Annotated in this window: 17 protein-coding genes and 1 pseudogene; 6 read left to right on the forward strand and 12 right to left on the reverse strand. The window is 60.8% G+C overall.

Going from position 1 to position 16,814, the window contains the following annotated elements:
• Positions 1-5 precede the first annotated feature (5 nt).
• Genes acpS through folK form a run of 6 tightly spaced genes read right to left on the reverse strand, consistent with a single transcriptional unit; the run spans position 6 to position 5,022 of the window.
• Positions 6-413 (reverse strand): holo-ACP synthase, encoded by a 408-nt coding sequence (gene acpS / locus ACP154_RS12655; RefSeq protein ID WP_421858636.1) that lies wholly within the window; start codon positions 411-413, stop codon positions 6-8.
• A complete protein-coding gene (locus ACP154_RS12660; protein WP_107713289.1) occupies positions 410-1,168 on the reverse strand; it encodes a pyridoxine 5'-phosphate synthase in 759 nt (252 codons plus the stop codon). Before ACP154_RS12660 ends, acpS begins: the two co-directional genes overlap by 4 nt.
• Complete coding sequence (pyrE, locus tag ACP154_RS12665; RefSeq protein WP_421858633.1) at positions 1,168-1,752, reverse strand: orotate phosphoribosyltransferase; 585 nt, start codon at positions 1,750-1,752, stop codon at positions 1,168-1,170. The genes ACP154_RS12660 and pyrE overlap by 1 nt, the downstream gene beginning before the upstream one ends.
• Positions 1,749-3,992 (reverse strand): RelA/SpoT family protein, encoded by a 2,244-nt coding sequence (locus ACP154_RS12670; protein ID WP_107713291.1) that lies wholly within the window; start codon positions 3,990-3,992, stop codon positions 1,749-1,751. Before ACP154_RS12670 ends, pyrE begins: the two co-directional genes overlap by 4 nt.
• Before the next feature lie 5 nt (positions 3,993-3,997).
• On the reverse strand, positions 3,998-4,375 hold the full coding sequence (gene rpoZ, locus ACP154_RS12675; RefSeq protein WP_107713292.1) for a DNA-directed RNA polymerase subunit omega: 378 nt from the start codon (positions 4,373-4,375) through the stop codon (positions 3,998-4,000).
• A 47-nt stretch (positions 4,376-4,422) separates the two neighbouring features.
• Positions 4,423-5,022, reverse strand: coding sequence for a 2-amino-4-hydroxy-6-hydroxymethyldihydropteridine diphosphokinase (folK, locus tag ACP154_RS12680; RefSeq protein ID WP_421858629.1), 600 nt, complete (start codon positions 5,020-5,022; stop codon positions 4,423-4,425).
• Between folK and ACP154_RS12685 the strand changes: the two genes are divergently transcribed.
• On the forward strand, positions 5,021-5,593 hold the full coding sequence (locus ACP154_RS12685) for an NYN domain-containing protein (protein WP_107713294.1): 573 nt from the start codon (positions 5,021-5,023) through the stop codon (positions 5,591-5,593). The genes folK and ACP154_RS12685 overlap by 2 nt on opposite strands.
• Positions 5,583-6,244: pseudogene (locus ACP154_RS12690) on the forward strand (uracil-DNA glycosylase). The gene ACP154_RS12685 and the pseudogene ACP154_RS12690 overlap by 11 nt, the downstream one beginning before the upstream one ends.
• Positions 6,245-6,250: 6 nt before the next feature.
• Here the strand turns inward: ACP154_RS12690 and smpB are convergent.
• Together smpB and dapA are read right to left on the reverse strand one after the other, a co-directional pair.
• Positions 6,251-6,721, reverse strand: coding sequence for an SsrA-binding protein SmpB (smpB, locus tag ACP154_RS12695; protein WP_107713296.1), 471 nt, complete (start codon positions 6,719-6,721; stop codon positions 6,251-6,253).
• Entirely contained in the window at positions 6,718-7,590 is an 873-nt protein-coding gene (gene dapA / locus ACP154_RS12700) for a 4-hydroxy-tetrahydrodipicolinate synthase (protein ID WP_421858622.1), read from the reverse strand. Before dapA ends, smpB begins: the two co-directional genes overlap by 4 nt.
• Before the next feature lie 147 nt (positions 7,591-7,737).
• On the opposite strand from dapA, the gene ACP154_RS12705 reads away from it, so the two are divergent.
• Positions 7,738-9,918, forward strand: coding sequence for a lytic transglycosylase domain-containing protein (locus ACP154_RS12705; protein WP_421858618.1), 2,181 nt, complete (start codon positions 7,738-7,740; stop codon positions 9,916-9,918).
• A 2-nt stretch (positions 9,919-9,920) separates the two neighbouring features.
• Here the strand turns inward: ACP154_RS12705 and ACP154_RS12710 are convergent, their stop codons facing one another.
• Complete coding sequence (locus tag ACP154_RS12710; protein WP_421858615.1) at positions 9,921-10,901, reverse strand: threonine ammonia-lyase; 981 nt, start codon at positions 10,899-10,901, stop codon at positions 9,921-9,923.
• Positions 10,902-11,068: 167 nt separating this feature from the next.
• On the opposite strand from ACP154_RS12710, the gene ACP154_RS12715 reads away from it, so the two are divergent.
• The 3 genes from ACP154_RS12715 to ACP154_RS12725 all read left to right on the forward strand — a co-directional run bounded on the left by ACP154_RS12715 (position 11,069) and on the right by ACP154_RS12725 (position 14,473).
• Positions 11,069-12,685: a long-chain-fatty-acid--CoA ligase gene (locus ACP154_RS12715; protein WP_424993795.1), complete on the forward strand. Its 1,617-nt coding sequence runs from the start codon at positions 11,069-11,071 to the stop codon at positions 12,683-12,685.
• Between the two features lie 137 nt (positions 12,686-12,822).
• Positions 12,823-13,005: a superinfection immunity protein gene (locus tag ACP154_RS12720; RefSeq protein WP_133723355.1), complete on the forward strand. Its 183-nt coding sequence runs from the start codon at positions 12,823-12,825 to the stop codon at positions 13,003-13,005.
• A 73-nt stretch (positions 13,006-13,078) separates the two neighbouring features.
• A complete protein-coding gene (locus ACP154_RS12725) occupies positions 13,079-14,473 on the forward strand; it encodes a methyl-accepting chemotaxis protein (RefSeq protein WP_421858609.1) in 1,395 nt (464 codons plus the stop codon).
• A gap of 52 nt (positions 14,474-14,525) precedes the next feature.
• On the opposite strand, the gene ACP154_RS12730 is transcribed toward ACP154_RS12725, so the two are convergent.
• The 3 genes from ACP154_RS12730 to tdh form a co-directional block, all read right to left on the reverse strand.
• The gene (locus ACP154_RS12730; protein WP_421858606.1) at positions 14,526-15,194 is read right to left on the reverse strand and encodes a nitroreductase family protein; all 669 of its coding nucleotides are present in this window, start codon (positions 15,192-15,194) and stop codon (positions 14,526-14,528) included.
• Positions 15,195-15,234: 40 nt separating this feature from the next.
• On the reverse strand, positions 15,235-15,645 hold the full coding sequence (locus ACP154_RS12735) for a hypothetical protein (protein WP_421858603.1): 411 nt from the start codon (positions 15,643-15,645) through the stop codon (positions 15,235-15,237).
• Between the two features lie 80 nt (positions 15,646-15,725).
• Positions 15,726-16,760, reverse strand: coding sequence for an L-threonine 3-dehydrogenase (gene tdh / locus ACP154_RS12740; protein ID WP_421858600.1), 1,035 nt, complete (start codon positions 16,758-16,760; stop codon positions 15,726-15,728).
• Positions 16,761-16,814: the final 54 nt, after the last annotated feature.

The raw sequence follows: 16,814 nt of genomic DNA on the forward strand, positions 1-16,814 counted from the left end.
TTCTCTCAACTGGCCCTTGGGTCAACCGCTTCGATCACCACAAAAGCCTGCGCATAGGGCGGTTCATCACTCATTGTGAGATGAATGCGTGTCTCGTGACCTTCAGGACACAAGGCCTCGAGCTGGGTTTTCGCCGCGCCATTAAGATCGATGCTGGGCTTGCCGCCCTTCAGGTTCATGACCTCGATATCGGTGAAGCTGACCCCGCGCCACAACCCGCCGCCCAAGGCCTTGGCGCAGGCCTCTTTCGCGGCAAACCGTTTGGCATATGTATTTATTCGCCCTGGTCGGGCTTCCGCGCGCGCTTGCTCAGCGGGAGTGAAAATCCGATTGAGAAACCGCGTCTCAAACCGGGTGATCGCCCGCTCGATGCGGCGAATATCGGTCAGGTCTGATCCAATCCCCAGGATCACCGGGCGCGCTCCGCCCGCGCTTCATCCATCAAGGCGCGCATGTGTTTCACGGCCGCATCGAGACCTGTAAAAATCGCCTCGCCAATCAGAAAATGACCAATATTGAGCTCCGCGATTTCCGGAATGGCGGCGATCGGCTTCACATTGTCAAACGTCAGGCCGTGGCCGGCATGGGGCTCCAGACCGCGCTTGCGCGCTTCAACCGCCGCCAGGCGGATGCGCTCCAGCTCGGAGGACGCCGCATCCGAACCGCCTTCGAGCCACAACTCTGCATAACGCCCGGTATGCAGCTCGACGACCGGCGCGCCCAGAACTTCCGCGACCGCGATCTGAACGGGGTCCGGCTCAATAAAGAGGGAGACACGACATCCCGCATCCGCCAATCGCCGCACCATGGGCGCGATCTGATTATGCAGCCCCGCCACGTCGAGCCCGCCCTCGGTGGTGCGCTCCTCGCGCTTTTCTGGAACGATGCAGGCGGCGTGTGGTTTGAACGCCACCGCGATCTCGGTCATTTCCTCGGTCGCCGCCATTTCAAGATTGATCGGCAAGTCCGAGGCTTCGCGCACCTTTTGCAAATCCGCGTCCTGGATATGACGACGGTCTTCGCGCAGATGTATGGTCAAACCGTCTGCGCCGGCCGCATGCGCCATAGCCGCCGCCCGCGCGGGATCAGGGTGCACGCCGCCGCGGGCGTTCCTGATGGTCGCCACATGGTCGATATTCAAACCAAGGCGCTGGCGCGGCTCCGACATCAGGCCAGCCCTCGGCTGCCTGGCTTGATCGCCGGAATGCGCTCCAGATCTTCTGGCAGTGCGTCAGCGGGATAAGCCGGGAAATTCACCGTAGCGAGCGCCACCAACGGCACGCCCACATCCGCTTTACCGCCGGACCGGTCCACCAGACACCCTTCCGCCACCACTTTTGCGCCGGATTTTTCAATAGCGGCAATGCATTCGCGTGAGGACAGGCCCGTCGTGACGATGTCCTCAATGACCAGAACCCGGTCAGCGGCAGTCAGCTCAAACCCGCGGCGCAGGGCGAACTCGCCATTCTCACGTTCCACGAACATGAAGGGCAATTGCATGTGACGGCTGGTTTCATAGCCAGGGATGATCCCGCCCATGGCGGGCGACACAATGGCGGTGAACGGCCCGTGACCGGCCGCTTTCAAACCCTCCGCCAACGCCTTGCACAGGCGCTCTGTGCGCGCCGCGTCGCGAAACACCAGGGCTTTTTGCAAAAAGACCGGACTGCGCAGCCCGGATGAGAGAATGAAATGACCTTCAAGAAGCGCACCCGCTTCCTTGAACTCCGCCAGCACGTCCTCGGTGGTCATGCGGTCTCCTTTAACGCAGGGTCTTCAGTGAAGCGCGCGCGCTCCGCCGACACCACCCGGTCGCTGGTTTTCAGCGCCGAGACAATATTGGACAAATGGCGCGCGTCGAACACTTCCACATCGAACGCCATCTCGAAAAAGTCACGCGTGCGCGACAGCGTTTTTACATCTGTGATGTTGCCACGCGCATCGCCGACCACGCCTGCGATCTCGGCCAGCACCCCCGGCTCGTTGCGCACGGTCGCGTGAATGCGGCCAATGGAGACGCCGCGCGTATCCGCTTCCGGCGTCCATTTCAGGTCAATCCAGTTCGCCAGGCTGGCGTCGTCTTCAAACTCTGCCAACCGTTCGCAATCAATGACATGCACCACGACTCCGCGACCTGGCTGCATTACGCCGACAATCCGGTCGCCGGGCATGGGCGAACAGCATTCCGCAAAATGAAGCGAGACGCCCGGCGTCAGCCCGCGACCATGCACGAAGAGCGATCCTTTGCCGTCCTCGATCCGCTCGCGATCAGACAGGGAATCGCCGTCATATTCGCGCTGACCGGGAAAGACTGCGTCCAACATTTCTGACGAGCTGACCGTGCCGCGCCCCAGAGCGATCATCAGGGCCTCGACATCGTCCAGCTCCAGCCGTTTGAGCGCATCGCCAAGCGCACTGTCGCGGAACTCCTTGCCCTCGCGTGCGAAAGCGTGTTCCGCAATCACCCGGCCGATCCGGGCGAATTCTTCGCTTTCAGATTCGCGGATCAGTTTGCGGATTGCGGCCCGGGCGCGGCCTGTGCTGACCATGTCCTCCCACCCTGCGGGAGGATGGCGTTCGCCACCCTTGACGATCTCGATCACATCGCCATTGCCCAGACGCGTCCTCAAGGGACGTTCGCGTCCATTGATGCGCGCGCCAATTGTGGAATATCCAAGCTCGGTATGCACCGCGAACGCAAAGTCCAGCGGTGTCGCGCCATTAGGCAAGGCGATCAGGCGGCCTTTGGGGGTGAAGCAATACACCTGGTCTGAAAACATCTCGAGCTTGGCGTGCTCGAGAAATTCGTCCGGATCGCCGCCCTGCTCCAGAATTTCAACGAAGGGCCGCAAGCGATCCAGCGGATCACCGCCCGCCTCGCGCGCGGCGTTGGGATCATAGGCGTAACCGTCGTCGGTCTTGTAGCGCCAGTGCGCCGCGACGCCGGTATCCGCCACCAGCTCCATCTCTTCCGTCCGGATCTGCAATTCGATCCGGATATTGCCCGGACCGATGATGGTGGTGTGAAGCGAGCGGTAATTATTGGGCTTCGGCGTCGAAATGTAATCGTGGAACCGCTCTGGCACGCAGCGCCAGGTCCGATGGACAACGCCCAATGCAGCGTAGCAGGCCTCAGCATCTTCCGTCAGGATGCGGAAGGCGTAAATGTCGGCGATATCATCAAACGACACCCCCTTCTTCTCCAGCTTGCGCCAGATCGAATACGGCCGCTTTTCCCGTCCGAAGACACGGCACTCAATGCCGGCTTCGGTCAGTCGTTCGGACAGAGTGGAGGAGACGATCGAGACGGCGTCCGCCCGGGTTTCGCGCAATTCTGTCAGACGACGGGTGACCGATTCATAAGCTGCCGGATTGACGTTCTGGAAGGAAAGGTTCTCCAGCTCGACGCAAACGCGGTTGACCCCGATCCGCCTTGCCAAAGGCGCATAGATTTCAAGCGTTTCGCGTGCGACCCGCTCTCGCTTTTCTGGCTTGGGCACATAATGCAGAGTGCGCATATTATGCAGCCGGTCACACAGCTTCACCAACAGGACGCGCACGTCGCGGGTAATAGCGACGACGAGTTTTTGGAGATTTTCCGCCTGCTTGGTGCGTTTGGAGCCCAGCTCCATCTGCCCCAGCTTCGTCACCCCGTCCACCAGCTGGGCGACGTCCGCGCCAAACAGGCGCTCGACATCCTCTAGCGTCGCGGGCGTGTCCTCGACCGTGTCATGCAACAGGCCCGTGCAGATGGTGGCCACGTCCAGACGCAACTCAGCCAGCAGCATGGCGACGGCGACGACATGAGAATAATAGGGATGTCCCGACTGACGCGACTGCCCTTCATGGCTGTCGCGTGCAAAGTCGTAAGCGCGTCGGATAAGATCCGCATCAGCTTGCGGATAATAGGCCTGAACGCGCGCGATCAGATCGTCGGCGCTCGGGATCGCGTCGGCGGAAGCGAGCGCAGACGGAGACGCCAGCGCACTCATGAGGCTTAGAGGCGGCCGTCAGCGGGGCCGTCACGGTCTGACTGCAACGCTTTGAGCATGGCGGTCTCGTCCATTTCAGGCGCAGGCAGGGCCGGTGCGGCGGGCGCTTCAGTCTGCGGCACGCGCTCTTCAATACCGCCCTCTTCATCGTCAGACGGGATCACACGTTGCAGGCCGGAGACGAGGCTTTCACCCAGCGTATCCAGATCAAGCTTTTCATCAGCGATCTCACGCAGGGCCACAACCGGGTTCTTGTCGTTGTCGCGATCCAGGGTCAGCTCCGCGCCGGCGGAGATGTTCCGAGCACGGTGCGCGGCCAAAAGAACCAGACGGAACCGGTTGTCGACCTTGTCAATGCAATCTTCGACGGTAACGCGAGCCATGCCGGGGCGCTCCTTGGATACGTAAAACTTGAAAGACTGCTGATAGCTTATGTGGCGTCGGGCTTCAACCTGTGCGTCGCAGCATGAAGCACTCCGCCCGCAGGGCGACAGCCCTTGCGGTCGTTCCAGCTTAGCCGACTGATCAGCGTATCTATGAACGCCCCGCTGGTCGGACATCGCCAGTGTGGCGCAATTTCGCGCAGAGGCAAGAGCACAAAGGCGCGGTCATTGACGCGCGGATGCGGCAGCGCCAAATCCTTTGCAGTCTTTGGCGCCTGGACCCTTGTTTTGAAATCAATCAGGTCAAGATCAAGCGTGCGCGGCGCATTCCGAACGGATCGGACCCGCCCGCAAGCCGTTTCAACCTCGTGCAGGGTCTGCATCAGGATCGCCGGATCTTCACCCGCCCAAGCAATTTGGGCGACGGCGTTCAGAAAAGGCGGTTGAGACGGATCAGGCCAGGCGGGCGTCCGCCAGGGCCGCGAACACGAAAGGACCAAAACCTCACGCTGGGATAGCAGTTGCAGCGCAGACTGCAGGTTTTCAAACAGCGTGTGACGGCGATAAGGTCGATTGGCTCCCAGGGCGATGAATATGCCCCGCTGAGCCTCATTGAAACATAGAGATTGTTGGAAAGGCATAGACATGACCTTCTACCCGAACGAGAAGCTCGGTTTATTCATTGATGGCGCAAATTTGTATTCCGCCGCCAGAAACCTTGATTTCGACATTGATTACAAACGTCTGCTCGAAGAGTTTCGCAAGCGCGGACGCCTGGTCCGGGCCAATTACTACACCGCTTTGATTGAAAGCGAAGAGTACACGCCCATCCGTCCCCTTATCGACTGGCTCGATTATAACGGGTTCAAGGTCATCACGAAGGCGGCCAAGGAATATACTGACGATTCAGGGCGTCGCCGCATCAAGGGCGACATGGATGTGGACCTGGCCATCGATGTGATGGAAGCCGCGGATTACCTTGATCATATCGTGTTGTTTTCCGGCGATGGCGATTTCCGCAAGGTTGTCGAAGCGGTCCAGCGCAAAGGTGTCCGGGTGTCTGTGGTCTCGACCCTGAAATCCTCCCCGCCCATGGCCGCCGATGATCTGCGCCGCCAGGCCGACACCTTCATCGAACTGCGCGACCTGGGGCAGCTGGTAGGCCGTGAGCGCCGCCAGCGCGAGTTTGAAGACGGCGAAAACGGTGATGACGAATAGTCAGGCCCCGGCGGAGCCAGCGCCCGATTGCGCGCTCTGCCCTCGCCTCGTCGAGTACAGGCTTGAAAACATCGCGGCTGAACCAGACTGGTTCAACGGCGCCGTGCCGAGCTTTGGCGATCAGAATGCACGCCTTCTGATCGTCGGGCTGGCGCCCGGCCGTGGCGGGGCCAATCGCACCGCCCGCCCCTTTACGGGCGACTGGGCGGGTGATCTGCTCTATCCGACGCTCGAAACGTTCGGCTTTTCGACAGGACAGTTCGACCCTGACGGCCAGGACGATCTGACACTTGTGGACGCCATGATCACCAACGCTGTGCGCTGCGTGCCCCGCAGAACAAGCCCATCGGCGCTGAAATGAATAATTGCCGGCCGTTCCTGACAGCCCGGATCGAGGCCCTGCCCCGGCTTTCAACCCTTATTTGCGTGGGCCGGGTTTCGCATGAGAACACGCTCAAGGCGCTTGGCTATAAGCAATCTGCGTTCAAGTTCGCCCATGGCGCAGGTCACGATGTGGAGGGGCCGAACGGTCCGCTGGCGCTGTTCGACAGCTATCATTGCTCGCGCTACAATACGAACACCGGACGGCTAACCGAAGCCATGTTCCATGACGTGTTTCGCGCCGCGCGGGCGCATCTGGACGAAAGCTGAACGTCTCTAACCGAAATTCTTCATCAGGCGGGACTTCTGGCGCTGCCAGTCGCGTTCTTTCTTGGTCTCGCGCTTGTCCACGGTCTTCTTGCCCTTGGCGAGCGCAATCTGAAGCTTGGCGATGCCGCGCTCGTTGAAATACATGCGCAAGGGCACGACCGTCCGGCCATCACGCGCCACTGAACCTGCGATCTTGTTGATCTCTTTTTTCTTCAGCAGCAATTTGCGACGCCGGCGCGGCGCATGATTGAAGCGATTGCCATGGTCATAGGGCGGGATATCGGCGTTGATCAGATAGATCTCGTTATCTTCGGGACTGACATAGGATTCAGCGATATTGGCTTTCCCCGCGCGCAGGGATTTCACCTCTGTGCCCACAAGCTGGATGCCGGCCTCAAACGTGTCTTCCAGCTCATAGTCGAACCGGGCGCGGCGATTGACCGCCACGACGCCGTTATCCTCTTTTTTCTTGCTCATAGCAGACCACAGCCTTCCATCGCCGCGCGGACTTTGACCTTCACGGCGTCAGGACACGCCACCAGCGGCAGGCGCACCTCTTCATCACACAGCCCCAGAAGCGACAGCGCATATTTGCTGGGCCCCGGGCTGGGCGCGGAAAACAACGCCTCATGCAAAGGCTGCAGATGATCATTCAGCGCCCGCGCCTCATCCCAGCGGCCGTCCTGGCAGGCGCTCTGAAACCGGGCGCACAATTCCGGCGCCACATTGGACGTCACGGAGATCGCGCCGTGACCGCCATGGGCGTTATAGCCCAGAGCCGAAGCATCCTCGCCAGACAGCTGGATGAAGTCTTCGCCAATGACATTGCGATGCCGGGTCACACGCTGGATGTCGCCTGTCGCGTCCTTCACCCCGATGATATTGGGATGACGCGCCAGCTCCGCCATGGTCTCGACTGATATGTCCACAATGGACCGGCCCGGAATATTATAGACGAAAATTGGCAGGGCGACGGCGTCCGCGATGGCGGTGAAGTGGGCGATGATCCCGTCCTGAGACGGCTTGTTATAATACGGCGCCACGACAAGACCGGCGTCCGCGCCGATCCGCTTGGCGTGTTCCTGAAGCTCGATTGTCGCCGCTGTGGCGTTGACCCCGACCCCTGCGATCACAGGGATCCGCCCGGCTGCGATCTCCACGCACAGCTCAACGCTACGCAGACGCTCGGCGTGGGTCAGGGTCGGCGTTTCCGCTGTCGTGCCCGCCGGAACAAGCGCCGTCGTACCCGCTGCGATCTGACGCTCAATCAGGGCGGCGTAGGCTTTCTCGTCAACGGCGCCGTTCTTGAACGGAGTGACGAGCGCTGTCAGGGAGCCTTGGAACATGGGACGGACCTTCATGGGAACTTCAAATTTGGGCGCGGACCATACGCGCCGCGCCGATTTGCGCCAAGTGCAGAGGACAATCATGGACAGCGGCTTGCACTTGGCTCACCCTGCCCTTTATCCGGCTCTTACATAGGACATACAGACGTGACCCTGGCCCGCGCCGCGCTGTTCCTGCTCGCCCTTTCCCTGCCGCTGACAACCGCGGAGGCTCAAACGCCTGAACCGCGGCTGAAACCGCCTGTGCCGAACCATTCGGTCTTGCTGTCAGACGCCGACTTCACGGCGTTCAGGCACGGCATGCGCGCCGCCGACGATGACGAGTGGGATGATGTGCGCGCCGCCATTATTGCGCTCGACAATCCGGTCGCGGACCACGTTCTGCTGTGGCGGATTGCGGTCAGCGACGCCCGCGCGCCCTTTTCAGACCTGGATCGCGCCATCGATGAGCTGGACGGCTGGCCGCGCCACGCCTCGATCCTGCGTGAAGCGGAATGGAAGATCGAGGATTCAGGGCTCAGCCCGCCCCTGATCGTCGCCTGGTTTGAAAACCGTGAGCCGGTGACCGGCGAAGGCCGCATCGCCCTGGGCGAATCGCTCATTGCACTGGGACGCGAAGAGGAAGGCGCCGAGCAGATCCGCACCGCCTGGCGCACCCAAAGCATGCGCCTGTCAAATCAACGCGACGTTCTGCGTGAGCATGACGATCTGTTGACTGATGATGATCACGCGGCTCGCGTCGATTACCTGTTGTGGGCCGGTCAGCGCACCGCCGCCAGCCGCCTCTTGCCAGAGCTTTCTGCTGGTGAACGTCGCGTGGCGGAAGCACGCATCCGTCTGGCCAGCCGCTCCAGCGGTGTGGATAGCGCAGTGTCAGCCGTTCCGGATTCGCTGAGCGACACTCCAGGCCTGGTCTATGAGCGCGCACGGTGGCGTCGCCGCCGGGGTCTGGACACCTCTCTGGAGCTGCTGCTCGAGCTGCCTGACAGCTATGACAATGAGGCAGCGCTTGAATCCATGTGGACCGAGCGCAAATTGATGATCCTGGACCTGATCCGGGATCGCGAATTCGACACCGCTTATGAGCTGGCCGCCGCCAATGGCATGGAGCGCGGCGTGGAATTCGCCGACGCCGAATTCCTGGCGGGCTGGCTGGCGCTGACCAAACTCGACCAACCGGGCGTTGCGTTCGCGCATTTCGAACGCCTGGAAGACGGCGTCACGACGCCGGTCTCCACATCACGCGCGCTCTACTGGCAGGGGCGCGCTGCAGAAGCGTCGGGCGAGCTGGAACTGGCCTCAGAACGCTTCACCGCAGCGGCGGGATACCCGACCGCATATTACGGGCAGCTGGCGCTGCTGGCTTTGGGGCCGGACGCCGCCGAGCTTGATCTGCCGCCAGACCCCGTTCCCAGCGAAGAAGCGCGCGCCGCCTTCAACGCCAGGCCCGAAATCCAGGCTCTGCGCTTACTGGCGGAAGTAAATGCGGACTATCTGTTCCGGGTCTTCATGTACCATTTTGATGATGAGATGCAGACGCCTGAGGAACAGGCGATGATCACTGACATTGCGCTGGAATACTTCCAGATCCGTCAGGCTGTACGCGCCGCGAAAGCGGGCCGTTTGCAAGGCATGATCCTGGCGGAACGCGCCTATCCGATGATCGACCTTCCGGACGCTGCGCCCATGGCGCCAGAAGTGGCGTTGACCTATTCCGTTATTCGTCAGGAGACAGAGTTTGACCCCCGGGCCGTGTCCGGCGCCGGCGCTCGCGGTCTGATGCAGATGATGCCCGCCACCGCGCGCCAGACCGCACGCCAGCTGGATATGCCCTATAACTTCCAATGGCTGACAGATGATCCGGGGTACAACCTGACCCTGGGCATGGCCCACCTTCAGGAAGTGGTGACCGATTATGAAGGCTCGCTGGTGATGGCGCTCGCAGCCTATAATGCGGGCGGGCACCGGGTGCGGCGCTGGGTGGATAACTATGGCGATCCGCGCACCGATGACATCGACCCGATCGACTGGGTGGAATCCATACCGTTCTCGGAAACGCGCAATTATGTGCAACGCATCATCGAGAACCTTCAGGTCTATCGCGCGCGCCTCAACAATGGCGAAGCAACGCCGCTCAACATCACCCAAGACCTCTCCGGGCAGTTCTCTCGCGATCTGCCGGCCCTGCCCGATGATTTCGTCGCCGCTCTGCGAGAGGCCCAGGCGATGGAACGCGCGCTGGAAGCCGAAGCAGACGCCTCCTCCCCGAACGCCCCCGTCCTGACCGCCCCGGAAGAAGACGCAGAAGGCGGCGCTGAAGGCCGTTAGACCTAGCTGGACAGCGCTTTTTGAAAGACAGCGCTGTCCACATTGCCGCCGGTCAGCACCACAACTGTGGTTTTGCCCGTCGCGTCGATCTTGCCGGATAAGAGCGCTGCGAGTGCCGCCGCGCCGCCGGGCTCCAGAACGAGTTTGAGCGTTTCAAAGCTGAACCGGACGGCCTGCAACGCCTCTAGATCACTCACGACCCCCACGCCTTTCAACCGAGGCTGGTTGATGGCGAAGGTCAGCTTTCCTGGGGTTTCGCTCAGAAGCGCATCACATAATGACCCGGATTTCCGACTATTCTCGACCCTATGGCCGCTGGCCAGGGAGCGGGCATGATCATCAAAGTCTTCCGGCTCCGCGCCATAAATCGCTGTTTCAGGCGACAGGGCTTGCGCCGCCAGATTGATGCCAGCGATCAGCCCCCCACCGCCGACGCAGCAGACCAGCTGATCGGCTCTAACGCCCTCAGTCTTGAGCGTCTCAAAGATTTCCAGCCCGCACGTTCCCTGCCCAGCGATGATGTCGGGATGATCATAAGAGGGGATCAACGCCGCGCCGCTCTCATCACAGAGCGCTTTGGCGATCTCTTCGCGGCTTTCGGTCGCCCGATCATAGGACCGGATCTGGGCGCCGCGCGCCAGAACCCCCGCCTTCTTCACCTCGGGGGCGTCTTCGGGCATGACGATAATCGCCTTGATCCCCAGTATGCGGGCGGCCTCAGCCACGCCCTGGGCGTGATTGCCAGAGGAAAACGCCACCACGCCCTTGCGGGCTTGCGATTCGCTGAGCTTGGACAGTGCGTTATAGGCGCCTCGGAATTTGAAAGTGCCAGTTCTCTGCAAGCATTCCGCTTTTAAAAAAATTCGTCCGCCCAGACGCTCATCGAGCGCCGCATTGGTCAGCAAAGGCGTGCGGACCGCCTCATCTTCCAAGCGTGCGGCGGCTGCACGGACATCTTTAAACTCGGGAAGCGGAGACGTCATGGCTACAAAGCCTTTCGAACTTTTGTGCGGCTGCAAGAAACTGGTGCGAAAGGGATTGCGTACTGCGCTTTCGGGCCTTTTGATAGGCGCAACAACAAAACGAACCGGCGCTTGGCTCGGCTGAGCGTCAGGTCACAGGGGAGGACTGAGCCTTGCTACGCGGTCAGATGATGAACCGTCCGCTCATGATTGCGGACATTTTACACCATGCAGCTCTCAATCACGGTCAGCGTGAAATCGTATCGCGCCTGCCCGACACTGGCGAAATACACCGCTATGGCTATGCCGATTGCTATAAGCGGACCCAGAAGCTCGCCAATGTGCTGACAGGCCCGCTAAAGGTGAAGCCGGGCGACCGGATCACCACCATTGCGTGGAACACACATCGTCATATGGAGCTCTATTACGCGGTCTCCGGCGTGGGCGCTGTGATTCACACCGCCAATCCGCGGCTCAGTCCCGAACAGCTCGCCTGGATTATTGATCACGCCAAGGCCAAGCATGTCTTCTTTGACGTAACCTTCGCGCCGCTGGTCGATGCGGTGGCCAAGCATTGCAAGACGGTGAAGCGCTGGATCGCCATGACCAGCGAAGCGACCAAACCTGAAACCAAGACAAAGATCGATATCTACGAGACCCTGCTCGAAAACGCGCATGACGAGTTTGATTTCCCCGAGCTCGACGAGAATGCCGCCGCAGGGCTGTGCTACACGTCCGGCACGACGGGCGATCCCAAGGGCGCACTCTATTCGCATCGCTCAACGGTGTTGCACGCTATGGCCTGTTGCAGCGTGGACGCCATCGGCGTCGGCGCGGACGGCGTTGTGATGCCAGTGGTGCCCATGTTCCACGTCAATGCCTGGGGCGTGCCCTACGCCGCCGCCATGGCGGGCGCGAAACTGGTCATGCCGGGCGCACAGCTTGATGGTGAAAGCCTGCAAGGCCTGATCGAAGGCGAAGCGGTGAACCAGGTTCTGGGCGTGCCGACGGTCTGGCTGGGCCTGCTTCAGTATCTGCGCGACAGCGGCAAGCGGATTGATTGCGTCCAGAAGGTGCTGATGGGCGGCTCAGCCATGCCCGAAGCGCTGATGCGCGCATACGAGAACGAATACGGCGTCGAGATGCAACAAGGCTGGGGCATGACCGAAATGAGCCCGCTGGGCACAGTCGGCAAACTCCTGCCCAAGCATGAAGAGCTGACCGAGGACGAAAAGGCCGGCATCAAGCTCAAACAGGGCCGTCTTCTGTTCGGCGTGGAAATGCGCACGGTAGATGATGACGGCAATGTGCTGCCGCGCGACGGGCAGTCCGCCGGCCATATCCATGTGCGCGGCCCCTGGATCATCGACAGCTATTATCGCGGCGCAGGCCCGGACAGCTTCACCGATGACGGGTGGTTCAAGACCGGGGATGTCGGCCATATCGACCAGGACGGCTATATGACCATTACCGACCGGTCCAAGGACGTGATCAAGTCCGGCGGCGAATGGGTCAGCTCCATTGATCTGGAAAACGCCGCCATGGGTCATCCCGATGTCGCAATGGCTGCCGCCGTAGGCATGCCCCACCCCAAATGGCAGGAGCGTCCGCTTCTGATCGTTCAGCCCAAGCCAAACACTACGCCCACGCCGGACTCCATTCGCGAGTATCTGTCGACGCGGGTTCCAAAATGGTGGCTGCCTGACGGGATCGAGTTCATCAACGAAATGCCGATCGGAGCCACGGGCAAGATCCTCAAAACCAAGCTGCGTGAGATGTTCAAGGACTACACCTTCCCTGAATAACAGCTCGCCACAGGCTGAGACGGACAAAACCCCGGTGTGCTGCATCGGGGTTTTTTCTGCGCGACCTTACCAGATCGTCACTTGCAGTTTATCGCCGCCCTCCCCACATTTATCGACAAACAATAAGGAGGTTGGTCATGGACGTAATGATTCTGCTGGCGGTGCTGCATTTCCTGCCCACGCTGATCGCGCTGCTGCGCGGCCATCACAACGGATTTGCGATTTTCCTGACCAATCTGTTGCTGGGATGGACCGTCATCGGCTGGCTGATCGCCCTGATCTGGTCATGCACAGCAGTGGAGCGACGCATTCGCGCTTAGCCAGGACTTTGTGAACCCTGCGTTTACCAAACACTGGCTACCCATAAAGCAATAATTTTTATGGGGAAACTTCATGCTCAGTTTTGGACGCAAGGCCGTGTCGGAAGCCACAGCCCAGCCTGCTTTCTCGGCAGAACACGTCTCGCCCGCTCAGGATATGTCCAGCCTGTTCGCGAAAGCGATCGCCAGCATCAAAGTTGGCCATGCGCCTGTTCTGGATGGTCTGCCAGGTGAGGCGGCTGAGGCTCTTGCGGATTTGCACCGAGAGCTGACACAACGCAACGCCGCTGAGCTTGAGCGGACGGTCAATGCGTCCATGCAGAACTCCAACGCCATGGCTGCTGTCTCGCGCGCAACCGGCGAAGTGCGCAAGATGGATCGCCACGCAGGCGGCATGTCGACCGCTGTGGAAGAGCTCGATCATTCGATTCACGAAATCACCAAGCTCGCCAATCGTGGCGCTGAATCGTTGGGCCTGTGCGTCGAACAATCCCAATCCGGTTTGGAAGCAGTGAGGCTGACTCGCTCTGAAACTGAACAACTGGGCGGCGCGTTCGAGACGATCACCGGCAGGGTGACCGACCTGGAACAGGCGTCACGCCAGATCGCCGAAATTGTCGACACCATCGCCGCCATCGCGGACCAGACCAATTTGCTGGCGCTGAACGCGACGATCGAAGCGGCGCGCGCTGGCGAAGCGGGCAAGGGATTCGCTGTGGTGGCTGGTGAAGTCAAAGCGCTGTCGGGTCAAACCGCCAAGGCGACCGAAGACATTCGCCAGCGCATGGACCATTTGCAACGCCAGGTCACGGCCATCACCGAAGCGGTGTCGCACTCCTCCAACTCCATCCACGCCGGAATTGATGCCGCCAATGCGTCCGAACAAGCGGTCAATTCCGTGACGGACAAGGTCCGCGAAAGCGCCCAGATCGTCTCTGACATCGCGCGCCTGATCGAGGAACAGTCCAGCGCCACGACCGAGTTGTCACAATCGGTGACCCAGATCGCGGATGGCGCCACCAAAGCGCGTGAACGCGTCGAGAATGTGGTTCAGGCCAGCGCCGGAACGGAATCCACCATTGGCCAGACACTGAGCGATCTGAGCGATCGCAATATCGAGAATTTCGTGCTGCATTGCGCCAAGTCTGATCATTTGCTGTGGAAGAAGCGTCTGAGCAGCATGCTGGTGGGTGCAACCAAACTCTCTGAGAGCGAACTTTCCGATCACCGGTCCTGCCGCCTGGGCAAATGGTATGAAAAGGCCCGCGGCCAGTATGGCTCGATGCCGGCTTTTGTTGCGATTGAAGCGCCGCACGCGCGCACGCATGAGTGCGGCAAACGCGCCGCCCGTCTCTGCGCGCAAGGCGATTTCGACGGCGCTGAAGCCGCTGTAGAAGAGATGGAAGCATCGTCTGAAGACGTGCTGACAGCGCTCGACCGTCTGATAACGGATCTCAGCAAGGCCTAGAGATGACACCGCGCCAGCAATGCTTTGGCGCCGCTGGCGCGTTTATCTCACCTCATCGAAAATCGCTGATCTCTGAAAGCGCTTTCTTCTCCAGCGCATGTAACGGCACCTGCGCGCTCTCAGCGGGATAGCCGCAGACCACAAGCATCATCGGCTTTTCCGTCACCGGGCGTTCGCAGATCTCGGTCAGAAAGCCCATCGGATTTGGCGTATGGGTCAAAGTGGCGAGCCCTGCCTGATGCAGGCTGGCGATCAGAAGACCGCAGGCGATTCCGACGCTTTCAGAGACATAGTAATTCTTTCGGTCATCGCCCGGTTTCGGTCCGCCCCGGCGTTGCGCAAACACCGCGATGATCCAGGGCGCGATTTCCAGAAATGGCTTGCTGGCGTCCGTGCCAAGCGGCTCCAGCGCTTCGAGCCATTCCGCGCTGGCCTTGCCCTCATAGAAAGCACGCTCCTCCGCTTCCGCCGCCTCGCGCAATTGCGTCCTCAGAGGCCCCTGCCCCAGAACGGTGAAATGCCAGGGCTGGTGATTGGCGCCATTGGGCGCCGTGCCTGCGGTCAGGATCGCCGTCTCAATGATCTCGCGCGGCACCGGGCGGTCCGAGAAATCGCGCACTGTGCGCCGCTGGCGCATGGTGTTGTAAAACGCCTCCGCCCGCGCACGCATCTCAGCGGGGGGAAGTTCGGAAAACTCAAGCGGAGTCACGGGATGGGTCATCAAGCAGGCCTGGTGTCAGCGTCTCTGAGGTCACATTGGGTCAATTTGCGCCCAGATGATAGACAAGCACGCCGCTGACAGCCGCTGATCCCACAATTCCACCTATGCCAAGCCCGATATGCCGCGCCAGTTTGGTCTCATCCGGCTCGGTGCGCTGAGCTGCAACCAGATTGAGAAGCATGCCGCCTGAGAACAGGACCAGCGGTCCCAGGAGCGCCACCTCAAGTGTCAGTTGCCCCACAGAAACGGGGCGGTCCCAGGTTTCAGCCGTGACGATGACTATAGCGGCCAAAAGTGCGCCGCCGCCCAGTAGCACTCGAAGGCGCAAGAGCACCTGCTCTGCGTCGCCCCATCCCAAGCCCAGGGCGACACACAAGCGGGCGGTCAGATAAACCGCCAATCCCGTACATAAACCAACTGCGACAGCCAGTAAGAGGTCTGTCCAGATCACGCTTGGCCCTCCTTCGCTCGATACGAAGGCATGCAAGCATGTCGCCCTGAAACTGACGAGTTACGGATCGGACAGGCGCGCTAGACGTCCGTCCAGTCTAGAATCACCTTGCCCGCCTTGCCCGAGCGCATGGCGTCAAAGCCGGACTGAAAGTCGGTCGCCGGCAGGCGATGGGTGATCAGCTGGCTGACATCGAGGCCTGATTGCAGCATGGCCAGCATTTTGTGCCAGGTCTCAAACATTTCCCGGCCATAGATCCCCTTGAAGGTGATGGCGCGCATGATCAGGCTGCCCATGTCGAGATTGAAGGGTTTTCCCGGCAGGCCCAGCATGGCGATCTTGCCGCCCATGACCATGTTCTCGACCATCTGGTTGAAGGCCGGTTCCGCGCCCGACATTTCAAGGCCGACGTCAAAACCTTCAGTCATCTTCAGGCGGGCGCGCACATCCATGAGATCGTCCGTGGTGGTGTTCACCGGCACGGCGGTCGGGCAAACCTTCTCAAGCAGCGCAAGGCGATCGGGATTGATGTCGGTCACCGCAATATGGCGCGCGCCGCAATGGCGTGCGACCGCAGCGGCCATGATGCCGATCGGGCCGGCGCCGGTAATCAGAACGTCTTCACCCACAAGATCAAAGGCGGTGGCGGTGTGAACGGCATTTCCGAGCGGATCGAGGAACGCCGCTTGCTCCATGGAGACGTCATCAGGCAGAGGCACAGCGTTAAACGCCGGGATCACCAGATACTCCGCGAAAGCGCCCGGCATATTCACGCCCACGCCCTTGGTGTCAGGATCAAGATGGAACCGGCCTGCGCGCACCGCGCGCGATTTTTCGCCCACCACATGGCCCTCGCCGGACACCCGCATGCCGACTGACACGCGGTGCACATCGGATCCGACCGCCTCGATCACACCGCCAAATTCATGGCCCACAACCATGGGCACCGGCACATTCTTCTGCGCCCAGGCGTCCCAGTTGTAGATATGCACGTCGGTGCCGCAAATGGCTGTGTTGTGCACACGGATCAGGACATCGTCCGGCCCGATTTCGGGCTTGTCGACATCTTGCAACCACAGACCTTCTTCGGCTTTGGCTTTGACGAGGGCTTTCATGAGGGGGACTCCCGGAGTGAGAGGTGGACGTCTCGGCTCGGTTTGAACACGCCG

This window comes from Oceanicaulis sp. (assembly GCF_965249665.1).
Lineage (GTDB): Bacteria > Pseudomonadota > Alphaproteobacteria > Caulobacterales > Maricaulaceae > Oceanicaulis.

What these genes read in the sequence shown, in the direction of transcription:
- tdh (WP_421858600.1), bottom strand. Translation starts at nt 16,760, where the DNA reads ATGAAAGCCCTCGTCAAAGCCAAAGCCGAAGAAGGTCTGTGGTTGCAA.
- ACP154_RS12715 (WP_424993795.1), top strand. Translation starts at nt 11,069, where the DNA reads ATGATGAACCGTCCGCTCATGATTGCGGACATTTTACACCATGCAGCT.
- ACP154_RS12720 (WP_133723355.1), top strand. Translation starts at nt 12,823, where the DNA reads ATGGACGTAATGATTCTGCTGGCGGTGCTGCATTTCCTGCCCACGCTG.
- smpB (WP_107713296.1), bottom strand. Translation starts at nt 6,721, where the DNA reads ATGAGCAAGAAAAAAGAGGATAACGGCGTCGTGGCGGTCAATCGCCGC.
- ACP154_RS12660 (WP_107713289.1), bottom strand. Translation starts at nt 1,168, where the DNA reads ATGTCGGAGCCGCGCCAGCGCCTTGGTTTGAATATCGACCATGTGGCG.
- ACP154_RS12685 (WP_107713294.1), top strand. Translation starts at nt 5,021, where the DNA reads ATGACCTTCTACCCGAACGAGAAGCTCGGTTTATTCATTGATGGCGCA.
- dapA (WP_421858622.1), bottom strand. Translation starts at nt 7,590, where the DNA reads ATGTTCCAAGGCTCCCTGACAGCGCTCGTCACTCCGTTCAAGAACGGC.
- ACP154_RS12725 (WP_421858609.1), top strand. Translation starts at nt 13,079, where the DNA reads ATGCTCAGTTTTGGACGCAAGGCCGTGTCGGAAGCCACAGCCCAGCCT.
- ACP154_RS12730 (WP_421858606.1), bottom strand. Translation starts at nt 15,194, where the DNA reads ATGACCCATCCCGTGACTCCGCTTGAGTTTTCCGAACTTCCCCCCGCT.
- rpoZ (WP_107713292.1), bottom strand. Translation starts at nt 4,375, where the DNA reads ATGGCTCGCGTTACCGTCGAAGATTGCATTGACAAGGTCGACAACCGG.
- pyrE (WP_421858633.1), bottom strand. Translation starts at nt 1,752, where the DNA reads ATGACCACCGAGGACGTGCTGGCGGAGTTCAAGGAAGCGGGTGCGCTT.
- ACP154_RS12710 (WP_421858615.1), bottom strand. Translation starts at nt 10,901, where the DNA reads ATGACGTCTCCGCTTCCCGAGTTTAAAGATGTCCGTGCAGCCGCCGCA.
- ACP154_RS12670 (WP_107713291.1), bottom strand. Translation starts at nt 3,992, where the DNA reads ATGAGTGCGCTGGCGTCTCCGTCTGCGCTCGCTTCCGCCGACGCGATC.
- folK (WP_421858629.1), bottom strand. Translation starts at nt 5,022, where the DNA reads ATGTCTATGCCTTTCCAACAATCTCTATGTTTCAATGAGGCTCAGCGG.